The 19118-nt window shown below is 62.3% G+C and carries 23 protein-coding genes; 13 read left to right on the top strand and 10 right to left on the bottom strand.

Features of this window, described 5'->3' with window-relative positions:
• The first annotated feature begins 232 nt into the window (after positions 1-232).
• Together ACWHTU_RS18505 and ACWHTU_RS18500 are read left to right on the top strand one after the other, a co-directional pair.
• A complete protein-coding gene (locus ACWHTU_RS18505; protein WP_447860881.1) occupies positions 233-874 on the top strand; it encodes a lytic transglycosylase domain-containing protein in 642 nt (213 codons plus the stop codon).
• 171 nt (positions 875-1045) lie between these two features.
• Positions 1046-2839 (top strand): pyridoxal phosphate-dependent aminotransferase, encoded by a 1794-nt coding sequence (locus tag ACWHTU_RS18500; RefSeq protein WP_447860880.1) that lies wholly within the window; start codon positions 1046-1048, stop codon positions 2837-2839.
• On the opposite strand, the gene ACWHTU_RS18495 is transcribed toward ACWHTU_RS18500, so the two are convergent.
• The gene (locus tag ACWHTU_RS18495; protein ID WP_447860879.1) at positions 2831-3706 is read right to left on the bottom strand and encodes a phospholipase effector Tle1 domain-containing protein; all 876 of its coding nucleotides are present in this window, start codon (positions 3704-3706) and stop codon (positions 2831-2833) included. The genes ACWHTU_RS18500 and ACWHTU_RS18495 overlap by 9 nt on opposite strands.
• 342 nt (positions 3707-4048) lie before the next feature.
• On the opposite strand from ACWHTU_RS18495, the gene ACWHTU_RS18490 reads away from it, so the two are divergent.
• Positions 4049-4525, top strand: coding sequence for an FKBP-type peptidyl-prolyl cis-trans isomerase (locus ACWHTU_RS18490; protein WP_447860878.1), 477 nt, complete (start codon positions 4049-4051; stop codon positions 4523-4525).
• On the top strand, positions 4522-4719 hold the full coding sequence (locus tag ACWHTU_RS18485; RefSeq protein WP_447860877.1) for an FKBP-type peptidyl-prolyl cis-trans isomerase: 198 nt from the start codon (positions 4522-4524) through the stop codon (positions 4717-4719). Before ACWHTU_RS18490 ends, ACWHTU_RS18485 begins: the two co-directional genes overlap by 4 nt.
• Before the next feature lie 232 nt (positions 4720-4951).
• Here the strand turns inward: ACWHTU_RS18485 and ACWHTU_RS18480 are convergent, their stop codons facing one another.
• From ACWHTU_RS18480 to ACWHTU_RS18470, 3 genes are all read right to left on the bottom strand, one after another.
• Positions 4952-5587 carry a hypothetical protein gene (locus ACWHTU_RS18480; protein ID WP_447860876.1) on the bottom strand — a complete coding sequence of 212 codons (636 nt, stop codon included), beginning with the start codon at positions 5585-5587 and terminating at the stop codon, positions 4952-4954.
• Between the two features lie 102 nt (positions 5588-5689).
• Entirely contained in the window at positions 5690-7174 is a 1485-nt protein-coding gene (gene zwf, locus ACWHTU_RS18475; RefSeq protein WP_447860875.1) for a glucose-6-phosphate dehydrogenase, read from the bottom strand.
• Positions 7171-8046: an NAD(P)-dependent oxidoreductase gene (locus ACWHTU_RS18470; protein WP_447860874.1), complete on the bottom strand. Its 876-nt coding sequence runs from the start codon at positions 8044-8046 to the stop codon at positions 7171-7173. Before ACWHTU_RS18470 ends, zwf begins: the two co-directional genes overlap by 4 nt.
• A gap of 93 nt (positions 8047-8139) precedes the next feature.
• On the opposite strand from ACWHTU_RS18470, the gene ACWHTU_RS18465 reads away from it, so the two are divergent.
• Together ACWHTU_RS18465 and ACWHTU_RS18460 are read left to right on the top strand one after the other, a co-directional pair.
• Positions 8140-9036, top strand: coding sequence for a hypothetical protein (locus ACWHTU_RS18465; protein WP_447860873.1), 897 nt, complete (start codon positions 8140-8142; stop codon positions 9034-9036).
• On the top strand, positions 9033-9482 hold the full coding sequence (locus ACWHTU_RS18460; RefSeq protein ID WP_447860872.1) for a GNAT family N-acetyltransferase: 450 nt from the start codon (positions 9033-9035) through the stop codon (positions 9480-9482). Before ACWHTU_RS18465 ends, ACWHTU_RS18460 begins: the two co-directional genes overlap by 4 nt.
• A 15-nt stretch (positions 9483-9497) precedes the next feature.
• Here the strand turns inward: ACWHTU_RS18460 and ACWHTU_RS18455 are convergent, their stop codons facing one another.
• The 4 genes from ACWHTU_RS18455 to ACWHTU_RS18440 form a co-directional block, all read right to left on the bottom strand.
• Positions 9498-10295 carry a 3'(2'),5'-bisphosphate nucleotidase CysQ gene (locus ACWHTU_RS18455; protein ID WP_447860871.1) on the bottom strand — a complete coding sequence of 266 codons (798 nt, stop codon included), beginning with the start codon at positions 10293-10295 and terminating at the stop codon, positions 9498-9500.
• Between the two features lie 105 nt (positions 10296-10400).
• On the bottom strand, positions 10401-11018 hold the full coding sequence (gene leuD, locus ACWHTU_RS18450) for a 3-isopropylmalate dehydratase small subunit (protein ID WP_447860870.1): 618 nt from the start codon (positions 11016-11018) through the stop codon (positions 10401-10403).
• 82 nt (positions 11019-11100) lie between these two features.
• Positions 11101-12504, bottom strand: a complete 1404-nt coding sequence (gene leuC / locus ACWHTU_RS18445) for a 3-isopropylmalate dehydratase large subunit (protein ID WP_447860869.1) — start codon at positions 12502-12504, stop codon at positions 11101-11103.
• Positions 12505-12593: 89 nt separating this feature from the next.
• Positions 12594-13055, bottom strand: a complete 462-nt coding sequence (locus ACWHTU_RS18440) for a GNAT family N-acetyltransferase (RefSeq protein ID WP_447860868.1) — start codon at positions 13053-13055, stop codon at positions 12594-12596.
• Positions 13056-13389: 334 nt separating this feature from the next.
• On the opposite strand from ACWHTU_RS18440, the gene ACWHTU_RS18435 reads away from it, so the two are divergent.
• From ACWHTU_RS18435 to xth, 7 genes are all read left to right on the top strand, one after another.
• Positions 13390-13935, top strand: a complete 546-nt coding sequence (locus tag ACWHTU_RS18435; RefSeq protein WP_447860867.1) for a hypothetical protein — start codon at positions 13390-13392, stop codon at positions 13933-13935.
• 101 nt (positions 13936-14036) lie between these two features.
• Positions 14037-14507, top strand: a complete 471-nt coding sequence (locus tag ACWHTU_RS18430; protein ID WP_447860866.1) for an MEKHLA domain-containing protein — start codon at positions 14037-14039, stop codon at positions 14505-14507.
• 292 nt (positions 14508-14799) lie between these two features.
• Complete coding sequence (locus ACWHTU_RS18425; RefSeq protein WP_447863395.1) at positions 14800-15534, top strand: tetratricopeptide repeat protein; 735 nt, start codon at positions 14800-14802, stop codon at positions 15532-15534.
• 43 nt (positions 15535-15577) lie between these two features.
• The gene (locus ACWHTU_RS18420) at positions 15578-15811 is read left to right on the top strand and encodes a hypothetical protein (RefSeq protein WP_447860865.1); all 234 of its coding nucleotides are present in this window, start codon (positions 15578-15580) and stop codon (positions 15809-15811) included.
• Complete coding sequence (locus ACWHTU_RS18415) at positions 15808-16275, top strand: hypothetical protein (RefSeq protein WP_447860864.1); 468 nt, start codon at positions 15808-15810, stop codon at positions 16273-16275. Before ACWHTU_RS18420 ends, ACWHTU_RS18415 begins: the two co-directional genes overlap by 4 nt.
• Positions 16276-16348: 73 nt before the next feature.
• Positions 16349-17185 carry a mechanosensitive ion channel family protein gene (locus ACWHTU_RS18410; protein WP_447860863.1) on the top strand — a complete coding sequence of 279 codons (837 nt, stop codon included), beginning with the start codon at positions 16349-16351 and terminating at the stop codon, positions 17183-17185.
• 64 nt (positions 17186-17249) lie between these two features.
• The gene (gene xth / locus ACWHTU_RS18405; RefSeq protein WP_447860862.1) at positions 17250-18038 is read left to right on the top strand and encodes an exodeoxyribonuclease III; all 789 of its coding nucleotides are present in this window, start codon (positions 17250-17252) and stop codon (positions 18036-18038) included.
• A gap of 218 nt (positions 18039-18256) precedes the next feature.
• On the opposite strand, the gene ACWHTU_RS18400 is transcribed toward xth, so the two are convergent.
• Positions 18257-18430: a hypothetical protein gene (locus ACWHTU_RS18400; RefSeq protein ID WP_447860861.1), complete on the bottom strand. Its 174-nt coding sequence runs from the start codon at positions 18428-18430 to the stop codon at positions 18257-18259.
• A 162-nt stretch (positions 18431-18592) separates the two neighbouring features.
• Positions 18593-18997, bottom strand: coding sequence for a cupredoxin domain-containing protein (locus tag ACWHTU_RS18395; RefSeq protein WP_447860860.1), 405 nt, complete (start codon positions 18995-18997; stop codon positions 18593-18595).
• Between the last annotated feature and the right edge of the window lie 121 nt (positions 18998-19118).

Raw genomic sequence — 19118 nt, 5'->3', positions numbered from 1 at the left:
CTGAACGCCTTCTTTCGCGGTGCCAAGGATTGCGCCTACATCTGCCAAAACGCGGTCCTGTGGCGAAACGCCTTCCTCCAAAAGCAGGGGAAGCCCCTCTTCGCAACGTCCTGTTTTTTCGCCGCTGAACATTCTTGTCCCTCCGATCGTTACGGCACGGAATCTGATCCTCTGCCGGGTAGGCCGCACAGGGAGCCGCCATTCAGCGAAGGGAGACCCAGGTATCGGGAATATGGGTAACACCACTCCAGACAAGACGGGCAAGAGCCTGGCCAGGTCGATGGGACGGGGCTGGGGGGTCGCGCTCATGTTGAGTGCGATGGTGCTGGTGCCACCCGCCGTGACCAGCGAGGTGTATCAGGCGCTTCAGCCGGACGGGACGCCCAAGTTGACCAACGTGCCCGCCGATCGACGCGATCAACCGCTTCCCTTCGGAACCACTTCCATCGGAACCCGCATCTCTCAGCGCGAATTGGAACAGGCCATTGCCTGGTATGCCCGGCGGTATGGGTTGCATCCCGCCCTCCTGCGGGCGGTCATCAAGGCCGAATCTGATTTTGACCCCGCCGCCGTCTCTCGGACGGGGGCGCAGGGGTTGATGCAACTGATGCCGCGTACGGCGGCGTCGCTCAAGGTGCACGATCCCTTCAACCCGATCGAGAATATCCGTGGCGGCGCCAAGCATCTGCGCTATCTGCTCGACCGCTTCAACGGCGACCTGACGCTCGCGCTGGCTGCGTACAATGCCGGTGAGTATCGGGTGAAGCGGCATCAACAAGTGCCGCCGATCCGCGAGACCCGCTTCTACGTCAAAAAAGTCCTCACGTACTACCACGCTTATCGGACCGGTAAGGTCCAGCCCGCCTACAGATAACATCGATCGGGTGCGAACCCGCCTGTGCCAACGATTCAGCGTGCCATCGGCCTGCCCAGGGGGCGCAGGGGTTAAGAGCCCTGCACCCCCGCGTCATAGGAGGCCAGGCTTGACCTCTCCGTGCGCGTATGTCAGGAAAGAGGGCGGCCTTAGAGCAAAGGAACATGTCGGATGGCGCGCGAAGGCAATCGGCGTATGGCGAAGCTGACCCAATCGGAGATTCGGGCCATGACCTCGGCCTGCGCGCGGGTACAAGGCATCAACATGGCGCAGGGGGTCTGTGATACCCCGGCGCCGAGCCTGGTGATCGAGGCGGCCGACCGGGCGATGCGACAAGGCATCAACACCTACACCCGCTCTGATGGCCTCCCGGAGCTGCGCCACGCGCTCGCGCGCAAGCTGGCGGAGTACAACGGCATCACGGCCGATCCCGAAACGGAGATCACGGTGAGCGCCGGCGCCACCGGCGCGTTTCACTGCGCCTGCCTGGCGTTGCTCAATCCTGGCGACGAGGTCATCGTGTTCGAGCCCTATTATGCCTACCACATCAGTGCCCTGATCGCGGTGGAAGCGATCCCCCGCGTCGTGCGCACGCAGGCCCCGGACTGGACCTTCTCGCCGGCCGACGTGGAGCGGGCCATCACGAGCCGGACCGCGGCCATCGTGGTCAACACACCGGCCAATCCCTCCGGCAAGGTGTTCAGCAGGCATGAACTGGAAGCGATCGCTGAACTGGCCGGCCGCCATGACCTGTTCGTGTTCACCGATGAAATCTACGAATATTTTCTCTTCGACGACCGGAAGCACGTGAGCCTCGCGTCACTACCCGGCATGGGGGAGCGCACGATCACGATTTCCGGTTACTCCAAGACCTTCAGCATCACCGGCTGGCGGATCGGCTACAGCGTTGCGCAGGCCAAGTGGGCCTCGCTGATCAACGCGATGAACGATCTGCTCTATGTCTGCGCGCCGGCGCCGCTTCAGTTCGGCGTGGCCGTCGGCATTCAGGAATTGGGGGCGTCGTTCTATCAGGGCTTGGCCCGCGAGTATCAGGCGAAACGGGACCGATTCTGCCAGGCGCTGAGCAAGGCCGGCCTGCCGCCCTCCGTACCGCAAGGCGCCTACTATGTGCTTGCCGACGCGTCGCGCCTGCCCGGCGCGACAGGAAAAGACCGCGCGATGTACCTGCTCGAGGGGACCGGCGTGGCCGGTGTGCCGGGCGAAGCGTTCTTCGAGGGACCCGAGGGTCACCGTTTCATCCGCTTCTGCTTTGCGAAGACGGACGCCGATCTGGACGAAGCTTGTCGCCGGTTGGACAAGTTGTCTTGGCTCACCGCTCTGCGACTTCCCGTCAAAAATTCTTGTGTAGGAATGCCGATCATGCTAAGTAGCGAACTTGTCCGGTGCGGCGATATGTCCCGCGGACGATTCGGTCATGGAGAGGGTGAAGTGAAAACTTCTTGGGCTTGGATCACCGGGCTGATGTTGAGCGCGGCTGCGGTGAGCGCCTGTAGCCAGCCATCCGCCATCCTGCGCGCCGACACGAGTTCGAACGTCAGCGAGGCGCCCAACCCGCCGGACCGTTTAAAGGTGCTGGAAGGGGTGTGGGAATACGAAGACAGCGGCGTGGTCGTGACCCTGAAACTCGATGAACAAGGAAACGGAACCTATCCGTGGAACGATGGCGAGCTCCTGACCCTCGCGCTTTCCGATCACACCTGGACGGGGACGTGGAGACAACCGGGAAACGGCCGCGAAGGCGGTTTCGAGGTGAGACTTTCAGACGACTACTCGGAAGGCGAAGGCCGCTGGTGGTACACCCGCATCGCCGATGACACCGCGCCGACGCAACCCGGTGGCGCCTTCCACCTGACGAAAATCGAGGACGCCGGGAGCGAAGATACCGCCGCGGAACCGGAGCCGTTCTCTCCTCAGCCTGTTTTGTTCCCGTCCGATTCACGCTAACCTTCCCGCTTCATCCTCCGGACTCTCGACCGGCGCGTGCGGTGGCGGGTTGTTGTGGTTGGGTCTGGGCGTCACTGTGTAGTGGATGCGATCAGTCGCGCGCACGGCGCGCGGCCTGTTCTTGATCGGGTCCAGGTTGCGGCTGATGTCCGCCTGCGGATCAACCAGCGCATCGAGCGTGGCGAGGGCGTTGCGGTTGATCGGGCACCCGACCGCCAGCGCCTTCTTCAGCATCCACCGCAGCGCGATGTTGTTCAGCCCGAGATTGCCGTTCCCGCCGCTGATGTCGGAATGCACGCCGCGGAACCACACTTCGTAGCCGCCGCGAACCCGGGTCGGCCGGAACGCCTGGCGGCGTTCGTCCAGCGCCAGAGCATGAAAGCAGTAGGTCACGTTGCCGGGCAGGCTGAGCCGATAACCCAAGTTGATCCGACCGAACGGGATGCCGAGATCGATCGGGATGCCGAAGGCCGCCACCACGTCCCACAGACCGAGAAAGCGGATCACAGGTCGCGCTTCGATCACCCGGCCGTCCCGATCCCGCACGCCGCGGCTCGCGATCGTGTTGGCGAAATGAAGAGCCAACGCGGCGCCTCGGCTGAACCCGACGATGTCGATGTCACGATCGCCAGCGGCAAAGTACTGCGCCAGTTGCTCCGCCGCCTGGTTGATCCGGTCCTTACCCCCGACGCCGAACGCGCCGCCGAAGAGTTTCCCGACGAACCCATATCTGGTGCCGACCCCTTTCGTGTAAAACTCAGATCTGCCCTCGTAGGCGTCGCGGAATTTCACCACGTTGGTGTTCTTGCCGTACTCCCCCGCGTCCTTTTCTTCATTCCAGGTCCCGTCGAACGCGTACAAGGCCATCGCGCACCTCCTTTCCAGTCGGGAATAGGGTTAGAAAGCCGGACGCACCCGAGGTTGAATGCGCGCCGAGGATGCGCCCTGTCCATTACTACATCGCCCTAAGGAATTGCCCGATTCTCGCCGGCATGGACGATCATACCGTACTTCGTCCGGGCGGTCATCCGTTGGGTGCTCGGCGACGCCCTGCATCCCGCTTTCCTGTGCGCTCTCGCCTCCCGCAAGCCTGCCCAACAAAGGTGTTGTGGGCGTCCGGGCGGGTGTCCTATGCTAGCGCTTCGTGATCGTGCCGCAGAGTGCCTGCAGCGTTGCCATGCCGAACCTCCTCACAAGAAAGGATGACCCATGCGCGTTATCGGCTTTTCCATCTTAGCCCTGCTGTGCTTCACCGTTTCTGTCGCCATCGCCGCCAGACCGGATCCCGTCACCGATGAGCAGAAAGCGTTGTATGCCATTGGCTTGGCCATCAGCGACTCCCTCGGCAGTTTCACGCTCAGCGAGTCCGAGCTGGAGTTCGTGAAGGCCGGTCTCACGGATGGCGTCCTCAAGCGGCCGCGCAAGGTGGATCTTCAAGCGATGACGCCCAAGATTCAGCAATTGCAGCAGACGCGAGCGGCGGCGGTCGCCGAGGCCGAGAAGAAAGCCGGGGCCGCGTTCCTCGCGAAGGCGGCGGAGTCAGGAGCGAAGAAAACCGCGTCCGGTGCGATCGTCACGACGCTGAAGGAAGGGAGTGGCGCAACTCCGAAAGCGACGGATACGGTGAAGGTTCACTATCACGGGATGCTCCTCGACGGCACGGTGTTTGACAGCTCGGTCAAGTGAGGGGAGCCAGCGACGTTTCCCCTGAATCAAGTCATCACGTGTTAGACCGAGGGCCTGCAACACATCAAAGCGGGGGTAAGAGCCGTCTGGTCTGTCCTGCCGACCTGGCCTACGGGGATCGTGGATCGCCGCCAAAGATCAAGCCCGGCGCCACGCTGATCTTTGAAGTCGCACTACTCGACATCGTGAAGTAGCCGAGCGCGCCGATATCCATCCTGCAGAGCGCCTGTATCCCGATTCGAAAATGCGGGTTCTGACGCCGACCGGCCGGGTTGTGAAGGCTGATAGTAACGGGCGAAAGCGCACACCCGTCCGCTGTAAAGGCCTCGCTGCGGGCCAGGCAGGCCTGAGCTTCGCGTGAAAAGATTCCCGACTTTTTTCTTTACGGCCCCCCTTTTCTTTGCCCCGGATCCTTCATCACCTTGTTCACTCGAACAAGCTCCGAAACGCCCGCTTGATCTGCTCCAGCCTTTCCCGCAGGTCGCTTTCCAGGGCATCGGCTTTGTTCTGGACCATCCGGCGTTTCTCCTTGAGCTGGTCCTTGAAGGCCTGTAGCTTGGCCAGGATCTCCTGCTTTTTCTCCTCCAGCTTGGCCTCCTGCTTCGCCTTCTCGCTCTCAAACCGGTTCTTCAGCGCCTCGAATTCCGCTTCAAGAATGCTGGCCCGGTCCACGAGATTCTCCCACAGCTTGCCCGACTCGAAGGCGGCCCCTTTCAATTTCTCGTCTACGATGGATTCGAACTCGCTCAGGGCCTTGAGAATCCTGGTCCGCTGCTCCTCAAGCGCCTCGCGGGCTTCCGCCTTGCCGAGCGCCAATTGCACTTGAAGATGCTCCAGCTTGGCCTGAACCTCTGTCTTGACCTGTGCAGCGAGCTCTTTCGATTGCTGGATCTCGACCTGCACCTGCTTGAGCAGCTCCCGGAGTTGCTGCTTCCGTTGCTCCAGCCGCTGGAACGCCTGTCCCTTTGTCTGGGTGAGCTGTGATTCCAACGCCAGCGCCTGGTGCTCCAACGCGTCCAGCTTTTTGTCGATAGATACTCTGAGTTCTTTTATGCGAGACATAGGTCCCCCTCTGTTTTGCTGATGGATGAATCGTCACTGCCGCCAGGCAATGTGTTGCCGGCGGTTGCGTCGGCGCACCGGAGGAATGAGGGGCGAGCCCTCTCACCATCCCAACTGCCACTGATGCCCGTACCGCGCCACCAATTCATCGGCCTCGCTGGGGCCCCACGTGCCGGCGGTGTAGAAATGGATAGTCTTCTCGCCTTGCAGCAAGGGGTCATACAGGCGCCAGGCCGTTTCGGTGAATTCTGCGCTCACGAAGAGTGTCTGGTCGCCGATCATGATGTCGCGAAGCAGGGTCTCGTAGGCCTCGGGCAGTTGGCCGAAGGCTTTTTCATAGTCGAAATGCAGCGCATGGTCGGCCAGGCGGAATGGCCGTCCCGGACTTTTGACTGAGAAACAGAGGGAGAAGCCTTCGCTGGGCTGGAGCGTGATGACCAGTTTGTTGCGAGCGATACTGCCCGGTTCGAGTGACCGGAACACCTGCGTCGGCGCTTCACGGAAAGTCACCGCGACCTGGGTCAACTTGCGCGGCAGCCGCTTGCCGGTCCGAAGGTAGAATGGCACGCCCTTCCATCGCCAGTTGTTGATATCGACTTTCAGCGCCACGTAGGTTTCGGTCAGCGAATCTCCCGGCACTCCGGCCTCTTCGCGATAGCCTTTGATCGTATGCCCCGCGATCTGCCAGGCGGTGTACTGCCCGAAAACCACGTCCTCCCGCGCAATGGGTGACACTGAATGGAGCACTTTCAAGCGTTCCGCCTGAATCGCGCCGGCCTCGAAGGAGACCGGCACCTCCATCGCGACCACCGTCATGAGCTGGGTCAGGTGATTCTGGACCATATCGCGGAGCGCGCCGGCCTGTTGATAGTAGGCTCCGCGGTGTTCGACCCCGATGTCTTCCGCAACCGTGATTTGCACGTTCTCCACCGTGTTGCGGTTCCACAGCGATTCGAAGATCGGGTTGGCGAAACGGAACGCCAGGAGGTTCTGCACCGTCTCTTTCCCCAAGTAGTGATCAATCCGATAGATCTGGGGCTCTTCCAGGTACCGGTGCAGCAGCGTGTTCAAGGCACGGGCGGAGTGGAAATCATGGCCGAACGGTTTTTCGACCACGACCCGGACCCAGCCGTGACTCTTGAGGAGTACGGCGTGGTCTAGCCCTTCAATCGCGTCGGGCACGGCAGCCGGAGGCAAGGCCAGGTAAAACACGCGATTTTCCGGCAACCCGTGCATCCGCTCCAGCCGGCGCACGTAGGCCGCTAGCGCTTCATAATCCTGCTCATTCCCGGTGGGCAGCGCGTGATAGTACAGACACTCCTCGCACCATGCGCGCAATGCTTTGTCGCTCGGCCAGCCTGCTTTGCGCAATCCCTCGAATGCCCAGAGCCGGAACCCCTCTTCCCCGATCTCGGGCAACGCGGCGCCAACGATCAAGGTATTGCGCTTTTCCAGGACTCCCTGATCTCGCAGGCGGTACAGCGCGGGCAAGAGCTTGCGCCGTGTGAGATCACCGGTCGCGCCCAAGATGATGAAGATGTGGGGTTCAACGGGCTGATCGGCCATGCCGAAAGGTCCCCGAATCACGCACCATTCCCCTGAGCGGGGTTCACGGCCTCGTACACGGCGGAGTAATCCGCCTCGGCCAGGCCCAAGCCGACCGTCTTCTGCAACAAGCTGCGAATCCCGTCCAGGTTGCCCGTGTTGAGCCGGCAGCCCTTCGCCTCGCCCAGAAAGAGCTCGACGTCCTTGAGCAAGTGTCGCGTCGAGAAGTTCGGATTGGCATACTCGCGATGGAGCAATCTGGGGAGTTTCTTGTCATAGGTGGGCGCGAACAGCGCGCTCTCGCGGAGAATAGCCATGAACGTTTCCACGTCGATCCCCTGCCGCTGCACGAATCCCAGGCTGAGAGCGAACGCGGCGATTTGGGCGGCGATCAACTGGTTCAGCGCCAGCTTGAGCGCAGCTGCCTTGCCGACGGGGCCGATCAATCGCGGTTCGCGGCTCAGCGACCGGAATAGGTCCGCCCACCGGACAAATTGCTCCTGGCTGCCGCCGACCATCACCTGAAGCGTCCCGGCCTTGGCCTCCGCGATGCTTCCCAAGACCGGCGCTTCAAGATAGTCGCCGCCGATCGCACAGACCTCTTCTTTCAGCGTCTGGCTCTCCGATGGGCCGATGGTCCCCATCTGGATGACGGTGCGGCCGGCCAGTTCCTTCCTCACCGGGTCGGCCGACAGGACGCTCCGGATCGCCGCCGCGTCCGCCAGCACGAGCACGATACACTCGGCGGCTCGAACGGCCTCTTTCGGTTGCAAGGCGACCTGGATTCCCAGCTCGCGCAAGGGCTCAGCCCTGGCCCGAGTACGGTTGTACACGACGACCTGGTGGCCGGTCGCCTTGAACCGTTCGGCAATCGGCCCACCTAGGAGTCCGGTTCCCATTACCGCGACACGCATGCGTGTCGCCCTCCCTATGAAGACGGATCATGTGATAGTACCATAGGCCAGCCGATTTCCCATGCCGGCGCGGCAAGACGGAGGCGAGTGGCTATGCAGATTCGGGAGATTCCCACCGGAACCATTCTGAATCCCACCGGCGGCTATCTGGGAGAGGGTTTCACCCATACGATCAACTTGTACCGCGGGTGCGCCTTGGGGAACTCGCTCTGCGGCCTCTACTGTTATGCGCAATGGAATCCGCATCACACGCTGGGCCGCGTGTGGGGACGCTTCTTGGACGTCAAGACTGGCTTCGTGGAGGCCTATCGGGCCCAGTACAATCGGCTGAAACAGCCGGTCCGCGGCGAACCCAAGCCCCTTCGGATCTTTCTCTCCAGCGTGACCGAGCCCTATCCGCCGCAGGAGCGCACGGCGAGACGGATGCGCCGCCTGTTGGAGGAGATGCTCACGCGGCCGCCGGATCGGCTGGTAATCCAATCCCATACTCCGCTGGTCATCGAGGATCTCCCTCTCCTGCTCGCGTTGCGCCAACGGTGCCGGCTGGAGATCAATATCACGGTGGAGACGGACAAGGAGGCCTTGCCGCCACCGTTCCCCCGTCATGCCTACCTGCCGGCCGCGCGGATCGCGGCTCTCCGCGCCCTACGGCAGGCGGGACTCCTCACCGTGGCCGCCGTGAGTCCCCTGCTCCCGCTGGACGATCCATTGACCTTCGCGCGACAACTCGAAGCGGCCTGCGACCGTGTGGTCCTCGATCACTATCTCCTCGGCGACGGCAGTCGCGAGGGACAGCGGACCAAGCAGACGAAATTGCCGATGCTGCTGAACGCCAACGGGTGGAACGCCTGGACCGGGCTGGCACCGTTTGACGAGGTCGTCAAGACGTTCCGCCAGGTCTTCGGCGACGCCCGGGTCGGCATCAGCCGGGCGGGATTCAATGTCGCACACCGCGACTTGCCGGATATCCAGGTGCAGGATTCCTCATGAAGGCGACTCCGCTCCAACCGTGCATCACGCTGGTCACATGGGAGGAATTGGAATCCATCATTCGCGGCATCCGCGAACTCGTGTTTGTGCGCGAGCAAGGCGTGCCGGAGGAGTTGGAATGGGACGGCCTCGACCCGGCTTGTCTCCATATCCTGGCTCGGAATGACAGCGGCATCGCGATCGGCACCGCGCGCCTGCAGCCGGAGGGCAAGATCGGCCGCATGGCGGTGTTGAAGGAATGGAGAGGCCGCGGCGTGGGTCGGGCAATGCTCCGGGCGCTGCTCAAGGTTGCGAGTGAGCGCGGCCTCACGAAGGTCGAATTGGCCGCGCAGACCCAGGCGATCGGCTTCTACGAACGGGAAGGCTTTCGGGCGATCGGCGAGGTCTTCCTGGACGCAGGCATTCCGCATCGGAGAATGGTGCTGGACTTATTTGCGCGTTCATGAAGCGGGAAGGGAGGATTAGGTCCGTGTTTTGCTGCGTTGCAGAGCCATCAGCCTGTGGATGAGGACCTCCACTCGCCCGGCCGACCCGGGTGCCACGGCCACTGTGCCTTGCATCGACGGCCGCGGCTGGTTGAAACGGAACGGTTTGCCGGCTCCGTCCGTCACGGTTCCGCCGGCCTCTTGGATTAGCAGCACGCCGGCCGCCAGGTCCCATTCATGCTCGCGCTCGAACGTGAGTGCCGCGTCGACCCGCCCCGCAGCCACCAGCACTAACGCATAGGCGATCGAGTGCATCGGGCGGCACACAGCGACTTCCCGCAAAGAGTCGAACCGGCCGGTCGAGAGTTCCCAGGGATTGACCAGAATGACCGGTCGCCCGGCAGGCTTCGCCGGTGGTGGTGGATTTCCGTTCAGCCGGAATCCCTGTCCGCGGACGGCGGTGAACAGTTCATTCGTCACGGGATTTAAGACGGCGCCAACGATCGGCTGATCGCCTTCCACCAGAGCGACCGAGATGCAGAATTCCGGCAACCCCTTGATGAAGGCGTTGGTGCCGTCGATCGGATCGACGATCCAGACCCGCTTCTTCTCCAAGCGGGCCGGACTGTCGGGCGTTTCCTCCGAGAGCCAGCCGTCGTCTGGGAAGGCTCCTAGCAGCCTTTCTTGCAACAGCCGATTGACTTCCAGGTCCACCGAGGTCACGGGGGACCGGTCGGCCTTCCGGTGTGTGTCGAACCCGTTGCGCGCCAGTTCGAGAGCTCGTGTCCCGGCGAGCCGAACCGTGTCTAGGAGCAGGTCAAGTTCTCGTTGCATCGGGATTGGGTTCCCAGGTGAAGGATGTTCGCTCGGCTCCTTCGGCGACGGCGCGATCCATAAAAAGATGGCTCATGGGCTCGTCGGCCGTCGGCGCCTCGAAGGTCAGAGATCCGTAAATAGCCAGGGCGCCTCGGTCTTGCGACGGGCTTCGTAGGCGGCGATGGCCGGCTCGTGCTGCAAGGTGAGGCCGATGGCGTCGAGTCCTCGGTAGAGGCAGTCCTTGCGGAAGGGATCCACGTCGAAAGAGTAACGCGCGCCTTCTGGAGTGGTGACGGTCTGCGCGGCAAGATCAACGGTGATCTGATAGCCGGGCCGGGCGAGGACGGATTGGAACAACGCCTGCACTTCGTCGGGTTTGAGCACCACCGGCAGGATGCCATTCTGAAAACAGTTGTTGTAAAAAATGTCGGCAAAACTGGGCGCAATGATGCAACGGAAGCCCTGATCGAGCAGCGCCCAGGGCGCATGTTCCCGCGAAGAACCGCAACCAAAATTGTCGCGCGTGAGCAGGATCGTCGCCCCCTGATATCGCGGCTGATTGAGGAAAAAGTCGGGGTCTGGGGAGCCGTCGCGCTTTCTCCGCCAATCGTAGAAGAGGCCTTCCCGCAGTCCTGTCCGCTCGATCGTCTTTAGGAACTGCTTCGGGATGATCTGATCGGTATCGACGTTGACCCGATCCAGCGGGGCGACGAGGCCGGTGTGCGTCCTGAAAGGCTGCATCCTCAAAGTCCAATAAATATTATAAGTTGTGAGTGCTGAGTTCTGAGTTCGGCTCGATCAACTCCTCACTCAGCACTCCAGGTCATGGCCAGTTTCGTATGTCCACAAAGTGCCCTTCGATCGCGGCGGCCACGGCCATCGCCGGCGACACCAGATGGGTGCGGCCGCCCGCCCCCTGCCGGCCTTCGAAGTTACGGTTGCTGGTGGAGGCGCAGCGCTCGCCCGGTTGCAACACATCGGCGTTCATTGCGAGACACATGCTGCAGCCCGCCTCCCGCCATTCGAAACCGGCATCCTTGAAGATCCGGTCAAGTCCTTCCTGCTCGGCCTGTTGCTTCACGAGCCCAGACCCGGGCACCACCATGGCGTGGACACCTTTCGCCACCTTCTTGCCTTTGGCAAAACCGGCGGCCAGCCGGAGATCCTCGATGCGGGAATTAGTGCAGGAACCGATAAAGACCTTGTCGATTCGGATCTCGGTGATCGGCGTGCCGGGTTTGAGCGCCATGTATTCCAACGCCCGTTCGGCGGCCTTGCGGGTTTTCTCGTCGGGCATCTCGCTCGGGTCCGGCACTCTGCCGTCCACGCCGACCACCATGCCGGGGCTGGTGCCCCAGGTCACTTGCGGAGCGATATCCTCGGCCTGTAGGAGGACCGTCCGATCGTACACCGCGTCGGGGTCGGTCACCAGCCGGCGCCAGGCCTCGACGGCCTGGCGGAATAGGGTGCCCCTCGGCGCCATCGGCCGCCCCTCGATGTACCCGATCGTCTTGTCATCCGGTGCAACCATGCCTGCTCGCGCCCCGGCTTCGATCGACATATTGCACAGGGTCATGCGGCCTTCCATACTCAGATCGCGGATCGTCGAGCCGGTGTACTCCACCACGTAACCGGTGCCGCCCGCCGTTCCGATCTTGCCGATGATCGCCAGGATCACATCCTTCGCCGAGCAGCGATCTGAGAGTTTCCCGTCCACCCGGATTTCCATCGTCTTCGGCCGTTTCTGGACCAAACACTGGGTCGCCAGCACATGTTCCACTTCGCTGGTCCCGATCCCGAAGGCGAGCGCGCCGAACGCGCCGTGTGTGGAAGTGTGAGAATCGCCGCAGACAATGGTCATGCCAGGAAGCGTGAAGCCCTGCTCAGGCCCGATCACATGGACGATGCCCTGGCGCACATCGTTCATGCCGAACAGCGTGATGCCGAACTCTTTGCAATTCTTCTCCAGCGTGTGAATCTGTTTTGCGCTGACCGGATCGGCGATCCCGAAGCGGCGGTCGGTAGTCGGCACATTGTGGTCGGGCACGGCCAGCACCGCCCCCGGACGGCGAACGCGGCGACCCGCCAGTCTCAAGCCGTCAAAGGCCTGCGGCGAAGTCACTTCGTGGACCAGATGCCGGTCGATGTACAGCAAGGTCGTGCCGTCCGGTTCTTGCCGCACGACATGCGCATCCCAAATCTTTTCAAAGAGGGTCTTGCCGGACATATGAAAAACCTCGACACGCGAACCGATCAAGCAACGAGAACGGTAGTATAGCAGCTTCACCGCAGAGTCTGGAAGCGGCGGCCGGGCGGTTATAGGCCTTGGGGATACTTGGCGAAGCAGATCATGTCCATCCGGTTGTAATGGTTCGGCAGCAGCGACTCGGGCCGGTACCCGAGCTTCAAGAACAGGTGCACGTTGCGGGAGGTGCGGAGCATCGTGCAGACGTAGAGTTTGTGGGCGCCCGTCGCCCTTTGCTCGATTTCCCTCATCAGCGCCTGACCGATCCCACGTCCTTGGTGGGAAGGCTTGACGGATAGCAGCCGGATGACGCAGACGCCCCCAACCACCCAGAAGCGCACCGAGCCGACCACGGTCCCCTCCCATTCCGCGACGAGAATCTTCTTCTCCTGCGCGTCCCGCTTCAGGTCGTCCAGGGTCTCGGTCGTCCAGGCGCTGGTGGCGTAGAGTCCGGCGTACTCGCCGAAGGCTTCCCGTTGGATCTCGAGGATGGAGTCGAAGTCCTTCTCCATCGCCGGGCGAACAGTTAGCATCGCTTCTCCTGCCTTCTGAACACGGTGAACGGCAGGTCGTGGTCGTGGCCGCAAGGCGGCCACCGCCGACGGCGGCTCCATGATGGTGCGCATCGGAGCCGCTCGACGTCAAGTCGTCTTGTGCACCCGGCGCCCGTGGGCTGCCCGGATCGTTCAGCGATCGCGCGCTTTCTACCCAGCCCGCCTGTTCCCCGGTCCAGACTCCGTTCGGCCGCCGAGCCCGGCTGATTCAATGCTCGCCCTGATTTTCCGACGGCTTAGATTCGTTTGCTATTTTTGATAGCGACGGCCAGCGAACGATCGGTCGCTGGCGGGACCGAAGGGAGGAGTGGCAATGCGAACACGAATGACGATAGCTGTTTTGTTTGTCGGTGTCCTGTTGATACCGGCGTTCGCCGGCGCCGGTGAGAGTCGGGCGACCAAGCCGGCGACCGGACGGGCCGCTGCGGGCAACCCTTTTTCCCGCTTCTGCAAGGCCCATGATCTCGTCGGGACGTGGCACCTGGTGAAGTACACAACGCCCTATGAGTTCAAGGACCCGAATGCGCCCTATCTGCTCCCGTATCAGGTGTTTCAGTTCACTGCCGACGGGAACATGAAATCGGCGCATTCCCCCAAGCCGTTCCGGGAAAATCCCGGCAAGATGTTCCAGGCGATTCCGGCGGTCGTGACGTACGGCTTCGAGCGTGACGGCCTGGTGACGGTGCGGGCCAAGGGAGCCGCGGCCGCAGCGGAGACTTGGCATTGCGTCGCGATTACGCAGGATCGGAACGACGAAGAGCACCAGGTCTTCATGAAGCGCGGAGACCTCGTCATGACCCTGGTGGGCAAGAACGGTCAGCCGTTGTTTGTGCGGCAGCTCCGCAAGAGCGGAACGTGACAGGGTGTTGAATCCGCCGCTCTGCGCGTGCTACGTACGACGGCCGCGTGAGCGCCAGGGCTCACGCGCCCATCGCTTTTTCGGTTCGCGAGACGGCGACCATGGGGACTGCTCTGGAGTGGAGATCGCCTGCCCTCATCAACTGGTGCCGGTTGCTGCTGGATAGTTTTTACCGGTGGACCGGACGCGAGTTACTGGAGCGGGTGGGCACGGCGGAGGATCAGGCGCGGGCCTTGTTCACGGCCCCGTTCGTGGTTGTCTCACACGGGACGGAGGACGATCCGGTCCTCAATTATGGAAACCAAGCGGCCTTAGACCTCTGGGAATATACGTGGGAGCAGTTGACAAAGACTCCGTCGCGGCTCACGGCCGAGCCTGGCGAGCGGGCCGAGCGGGAACGCATGCTCGCCGAAGCGGCGTCACGGGGCTACATCGACGACTATCGAGGCGTGCGTATCTCCCGCAGCGGCCGCCGGTTCCTGGTCGAGCACGCCGTCGTCTGGACCGTCATCGACCAGGCGGGTGTGTGCCGGGGTCAGGCTGCGACTTTCTCTCGCTGGAGCTATTTGTGAGCCATTGAACTTAAAGCGCCAACCGTCCCTCCACCGCACCGTTTCGAGAAACATCGTCTTCGGCCTGACCGACGGATCGCACTCTCCGTCCGGCGCGCGAAAGAAGCCGAATCTCTCGTCCGTCTCCGGGCGCCGGTGCGCCCGATGACCTCTAGCGCTTGTCCTTCGAGCAGCGATAGCGACCGGGGTTGACTATGGTGTACCATGCTCGCCGGAAGCGAGGCGCGCCGTTCTCAAAAAAGGATCCTTGTCTGCCCGAAGGCAGCGAGCGGAAAAGGCGTTGTTCGTGTCTATGGAGAACCTCGCATTATGCGCGCGACCGAGCACGGCGTTTCTGTTTTACGCGGTTTGGCTGCTGGCGTGCACTCTGTCCGCCTGCGCCCAGGAAACCTGGGAGTCCGCCATGCAGGCCGGCCACCGGGCTATTCAGCGCGGCGATTACGCCGAGGCCGAGCGCATTTATGCCGCCGCCGTCGTGAAGGCTGAGGCGTTCGGGCGCAAGGATCGCCGCGTCGCCGTCACGCTGAGTCAGTTAGCGCAGGTCTATGCGGCGCAGGGCAAATATGTGGAAGCGGAACCGGTCTATCTCCGAGCGCTCGAGATTTACCAGGACGTGCACGGGGAAGAACATCCCGACGTGGCAGCGACGCTCAATAACCTGGGCGTGCTGCACCGGATGCACGGTCAATACGCTCAGGCGGAGCCGCTCCTCGAGCGGGCCCTGACGATCAAGGAAAAAGTCCTCGGTCGGGACCATCCCGATGTCGCCTTGAGTTTGAGCAACCTGGCGAGGTTGCACATGGCCCAGGGGCATTATGCGCAGGCCGAGCCGCTGTATCAGCGGGCCCTGGCGATCAGAGAAAAGGCTCTGGGGGGGGACCACCCCGATGTCGCCAAAAGTCTGGAGGACTATGCCGCTCTGCTGCGGAAGGCGCGGCGAGAGGAAGAGGCAGTGAAACTGGAAGAGCGGGCGGCCGCGATCCGGAGCAGGCAGAGCCGGGCGTCCGTGGCCAAGCCGCTGGGTTGAAGTCCGGGAGGCACCCGGTGTAGCGTACCGGCGCGGCCGCGCCATGGATGAAGAGCCAAAGCGACACTTTCGGCAACGCGCCGCGATCGCCCGTTCAGTCGGCGTTGTCGCGATCGCCCTGGGATTCGTCAGCGGCATGCACGGATTGGAACATCCGGATTCCATCTGGCTCAGAACCGCCCTGGGGTTGCTCGTGACCGGCATGATGGCGCAGGGGTACGCCCTGTACTGCACGCTTCGACGGATGAGGGAGAAACACGATTCGAACACGCCATGACGCGACAGCGATCCAGCAAACCAGTGAAGCGAGCGAGTTGGCCGGTGGCCCTGTGGGCCTTCATTCCCTTTCTGTGCCTGATCCTGGCCGCCTGTGGAGGGCCATGGCGTGACACCTATTTGAAACGGGGGATCAACCGGCTCACCCAGGAAGAGATCGCCGAGAAGCTCGGGCCACCTCATACTGCCAAGACCCCCGTGCTGGGCGGCGAGAGTGTGTGGACCTATCGGTTTCCCATGAGCGATAAGGAGTTGCGTCCCTGGAGCCTCGACACCATGACCAGGGGAGCATTGAATGTGACCCAGCAGGCCGCCGCACTCATCGGCAAGGGCGGCGGCGAGGGTGCGCGTGAGACGCTTTACTGCTACCGCTATGTCCTCACCTTTGACGAAGCGAAGGTCTTGAAGAGTTGGAGACGGGAAGATTGCGTGCCGAGAAACCACGAGAAAGCGGCGTCGCAATAGGAGGAGACGCTCGCCGCGGCAGGCGGCCGTCGCCCTCTCGTTCGCTGAATCGCCCTGCCTGAATGATTTGATTATGGGTCTCCTCCAACAATGGTTTCCGAACCTCGACAGTGCCTTCCTGGCCGACGTTGCGAAATCGCTGGCTCTCTTGTTCGTCCTTCTGATCCTGCGGGCCGTCCTGGTTCGGTCCATCACCAAAAATCCCCGCATCTCGACGGACTCCAAGCTGCGATGGATCGTGACCGTCCGCAACACGGTCGCGTTCGTCTTCGTGATGGGGTTGTTTTTCATCTGGGCCCACGAGCTGCAGGCCTTTGCAGTGTCCCTGGTCGCCATCGCGGTGGCGCTGGTCCTGGCCACCAAGGAACTGATCCTCTGCGTCAGCGGGGCCGCGTTGCGTGCAGGAGCGAACGCGTACTCGGTGGGCGATCGCATTCAGATCGCCGGGTATCGCGGCATCGTGCTCGATCAGGACCTGTTTGCGACGACCCTGTTGGAGATCGGGCCGGGTCAGGCGTCGCATCTTTCCACCGGTCGAGCCGTGGTCTTCCCCAACAGTCTTCTCTTCACCCATCCGTTGGTCAATGAGACCTACACCGAGGAGTATGTGTTGCATGTGACAACGGTTCCGTTGCGAAGCGAGGACGAGTGGCAGAAAGCGGAACAGGTTCTGCTGGAGGTCGCCAAAGCCGAGTGCGCGCCGTATCTCGAAGACGCGAAGCGGCACATGCAATCTTTGGAGGAAAAGAACCTGTTGGAAGCGCCGTCGTTGGACCCGCGCGTGATTGTGCAGATCCCCGAGCCGGGCCGCATCAACCTGCACCTGCGTTTCCCGGCGCCGGCCCGCGGCCGGTCGCGCATCGAACAGGCGATCCTGCGGGGGTATCTCTCGGCGATGGCCAAGAAATGAACGCTCGCCGCGGCCATCTTCCCGCGCGCTATCCAATCACTCCTGTTTTTTAGCAGATCGGTGCATGAAGATCGCCACGTTCAACGTCAACTCGATCCGGAAACGTTTACCGATCGTCCTGGACTGGCTCGACCGGCACAAACCCGACGTGCTGTGCCTGCAGGAGACCAAGGTGCAGGATGCAGAATTCCCGCTGCTGGCGCTGACGGAAGCCGGCTATGCGGTCAGTTTTCGCGGGATCAAGGGGTACAACGGCGTAGCGGTGCTGAGTCGCACCAAGCCGGATGCGGTCTTCTACGGGTTCGACGACAACGGAGATCCGGACGACTCACGGCTCATGCGAGTCATCGTCCGTGGCATTCCGATCATCAACACCTACGTACCCCAGGGATACCAAATCGACTCGCCGAAGTACGCCTATAAATTGCGATGGTTCGACCGGCTCCGTCGCTACTTCGCCAAGCATCTGTCGCCAGAGCAGCCGGCTATCTGGTGCGGAGACATGAACGTCGCGCCGAGGCCGATCGACGTGCATAGCCCGGAAAAACATCTCAAACACGTCTGCTATCACCAAGACGCGCGGAAGGCGTATGAGGAAGCGGTGAAGTGGGGATGGCAGGACGTGTTCGTCAAGCTCTATCCGGAGCGCCAACAGTACACGTTCTGGGACTATCGGGCGCCGAGTTCGCTGGAGGCGAACAAGGGGTGGCGGATCGATCATATCCTGGCCACGGCGCCGCTCGCCGCGACGTGCGTCAAGGCGGACGTGGACATCGCGCCGCGGCGCGCGAAGGATCCTTCGGATCACACCTTTCTGTGGGCGGAGTTCTCCCTCTCGCACGTCCCGCATTGACTGGCTGCAAGTCCTGAACGAGCAAGAGGCGATCGGCCGGCGCGGTTTGGCGGAAAGAAAAAAAGAAGTGGACATCGGGCTCAGGGGAGCGAAGGACTCCTCGGATCGCACTATCGTGTCGGGAGAGGAGTTCGGTCTTTCCAGAAGCGCGATGTCCACGCAGAGAGGAGGTCTTCGGCAGGGCCGACGGCGTTCGTCGCCGGCCCCGATCCGTCATCTCAAGCCGCGCTCAAGGTTGGCTGCTTGACCATGCGCTGGCTCAACAAGCGGTTGTGCTCGATCAACGGATCAGTGATCGCCCCGCAGTTGATGCACCGCCAGATATAGGACTCGGGTGAGAAGTCCGGACGCCATTCCTCTACCATCAGCCCCTGGCAACGTTCACAGGTCATGGCAGCCACCTCCTTGGGTTGTGCCCAGGTCCCCTCGGGGCCCGTCCTCACGCTTAGGAGGCTAACATCGCAAGATTAGAGCGATGTTAAGGGTAGGTTAAAAGTGTCTAATCTGGAGATCGACGACGAGGCGCCGGATGATGGTGGGAAGGGCTCGCGCTTTCAATGAGATAAGGGCTCCTCAACGAGCAGGATCCCGGTCATGCCTTTGTGCCCGCGGACTCGGCAATGAAACGGATAGGCGCCCGGAGGCAGCCGGAGCGTGAGTTCCAGGGACTGGCCGGGCAGAATTCGAATCCCGTCCGGACGAGCGACGGCGTCTGAGGACGAATCCATGGTCAGGCGAATCCGCAGATCGGACAAGATGGGACCGGCGAATTCGTGCGGCTCTCGGCCTTCGTTCACGATTTTCAGGCGAAGCGGTCTGCCCGCGGGAGCCCGCACTTCCGCCGGGTCGAAACGAAAATCCTGTGCGGCGATCCTGACGATTTGCACGTCGGGATCGCAGGCGACAACCAGGATCACCAGTCCTGCAAGCCAACCGAGGCGTTTCGCACGGGGGGTCATGGTCGTTCCAGACGCCGAGCAGAGGTCTTGTACACTTACACTCAGGGCGCGGAGTGTGCAACTGCAGGTCTGTCTCTTGGTCGACGCTCTGAGAGGTTTGCTCTCTCCTGGACCGTGGTGT

Source organism: Nitrospira calida, from assembly GCF_976986435.1.
This window is presented reverse-complemented; position numbering and strand designations above follow the sequence as displayed.

Bases quoted from the DNA above. Each gene is read 5' to 3' on its own strand.
- leuD (WP_447860870.1), bottom strand. From the start codon at position 11,018: ATGCAGCCTTTCAGGACGCACACCGGCCTCGTCGCCCCGCTGGATCGG.
- leuC (WP_447860869.1), bottom strand. From the start codon at position 12,504: ATGTCCGGCAAGACCCTCTTTGAAAAGATTTGGGATGCGCATGTCGTG.
- ACWHTU_RS18425 (WP_447863395.1), top strand. From the start codon at position 14,800: ATGGAGAACCTCGCATTATGCGCGCGACCGAGCACGGCGTTTCTGTTT.
- ACWHTU_RS18455 (WP_447860871.1), bottom strand. From the start codon at position 10,295: ATGCAACGAGAACTTGACCTGCTCCTAGACACGGTTCGGCTCGCCGGG.
- xth (WP_447860862.1), top strand. From the start codon at position 17,250: ATGAAGATCGCCACGTTCAACGTCAACTCGATCCGGAAACGTTTACCG.
- ACWHTU_RS18415 (WP_447860864.1), top strand. From the start codon at position 15,808: ATGACGCGACAGCGATCCAGCAAACCAGTGAAGCGAGCGAGTTGGCCG.
- ACWHTU_RS18500 (WP_447860880.1), top strand. From the start codon at position 1,046: ATGGCGCGCGAAGGCAATCGGCGTATGGCGAAGCTGACCCAATCGGAG.
- ACWHTU_RS18435 (WP_447860867.1), top strand. From the start codon at position 13,390: ATGCGAACACGAATGACGATAGCTGTTTTGTTTGTCGGTGTCCTGTTG.
- ACWHTU_RS18505 (WP_447860881.1), top strand. From the start codon at position 233: ATGGGTAACACCACTCCAGACAAGACGGGCAAGAGCCTGGCCAGGTCG.
- ACWHTU_RS18490 (WP_447860878.1), top strand. From the start codon at position 4,049: ATGCGCGTTATCGGCTTTTCCATCTTAGCCCTGCTGTGCTTCACCGTT.
- ACWHTU_RS18460 (WP_447860872.1), top strand. From the start codon at position 9,033: ATGAAGGCGACTCCGCTCCAACCGTGCATCACGCTGGTCACATGGGAG.
- ACWHTU_RS18440 (WP_447860868.1), bottom strand. From the start codon at position 13,055: ATGCTAACTGTTCGCCCGGCGATGGAGAAGGACTTCGACTCCATCCTC.
- ACWHTU_RS18430 (WP_447860866.1), top strand. From the start codon at position 14,037: ATGGGGACTGCTCTGGAGTGGAGATCGCCTGCCCTCATCAACTGGTGC.
- ACWHTU_RS18495 (WP_447860879.1), bottom strand. From the start codon at position 3,706: ATGGCCTTGTACGCGTTCGACGGGACCTGGAATGAAGAAAAGGACGCG.
- ACWHTU_RS18480 (WP_447860876.1), bottom strand. From the start codon at position 5,587: ATGTCTCGCATAAAAGAACTCAGAGTATCTATCGACAAAAAGCTGGAC.
- ACWHTU_RS18420 (WP_447860865.1), top strand. From the start codon at position 15,578: ATGGATGAAGAGCCAAAGCGACACTTTCGGCAACGCGCCGCGATCGCC.
- ACWHTU_RS18465 (WP_447860873.1), top strand. From the start codon at position 8,140: ATGCAGATTCGGGAGATTCCCACCGGAACCATTCTGAATCCCACCGGC.
- ACWHTU_RS18470 (WP_447860874.1), bottom strand. From the start codon at position 8,046: ATGCGTGTCGCGGTAATGGGAACCGGACTCCTAGGTGGGCCGATTGCC.
- ACWHTU_RS18400 (WP_447860861.1), bottom strand. From the start codon at position 18,430: ATGACCTGTGAACGTTGCCAGGGGCTGATGGTAGAGGAATGGCGTCCG.
- ACWHTU_RS18395 (WP_447860860.1), bottom strand. From the start codon at position 18,997: ATGACCCCCCGTGCGAAACGCCTCGGTTGGCTTGCAGGACTGGTGATC.
- ACWHTU_RS18410 (WP_447860863.1), top strand. From the start codon at position 16,349: ATGGGTCTCCTCCAACAATGGTTTCCGAACCTCGACAGTGCCTTCCTG.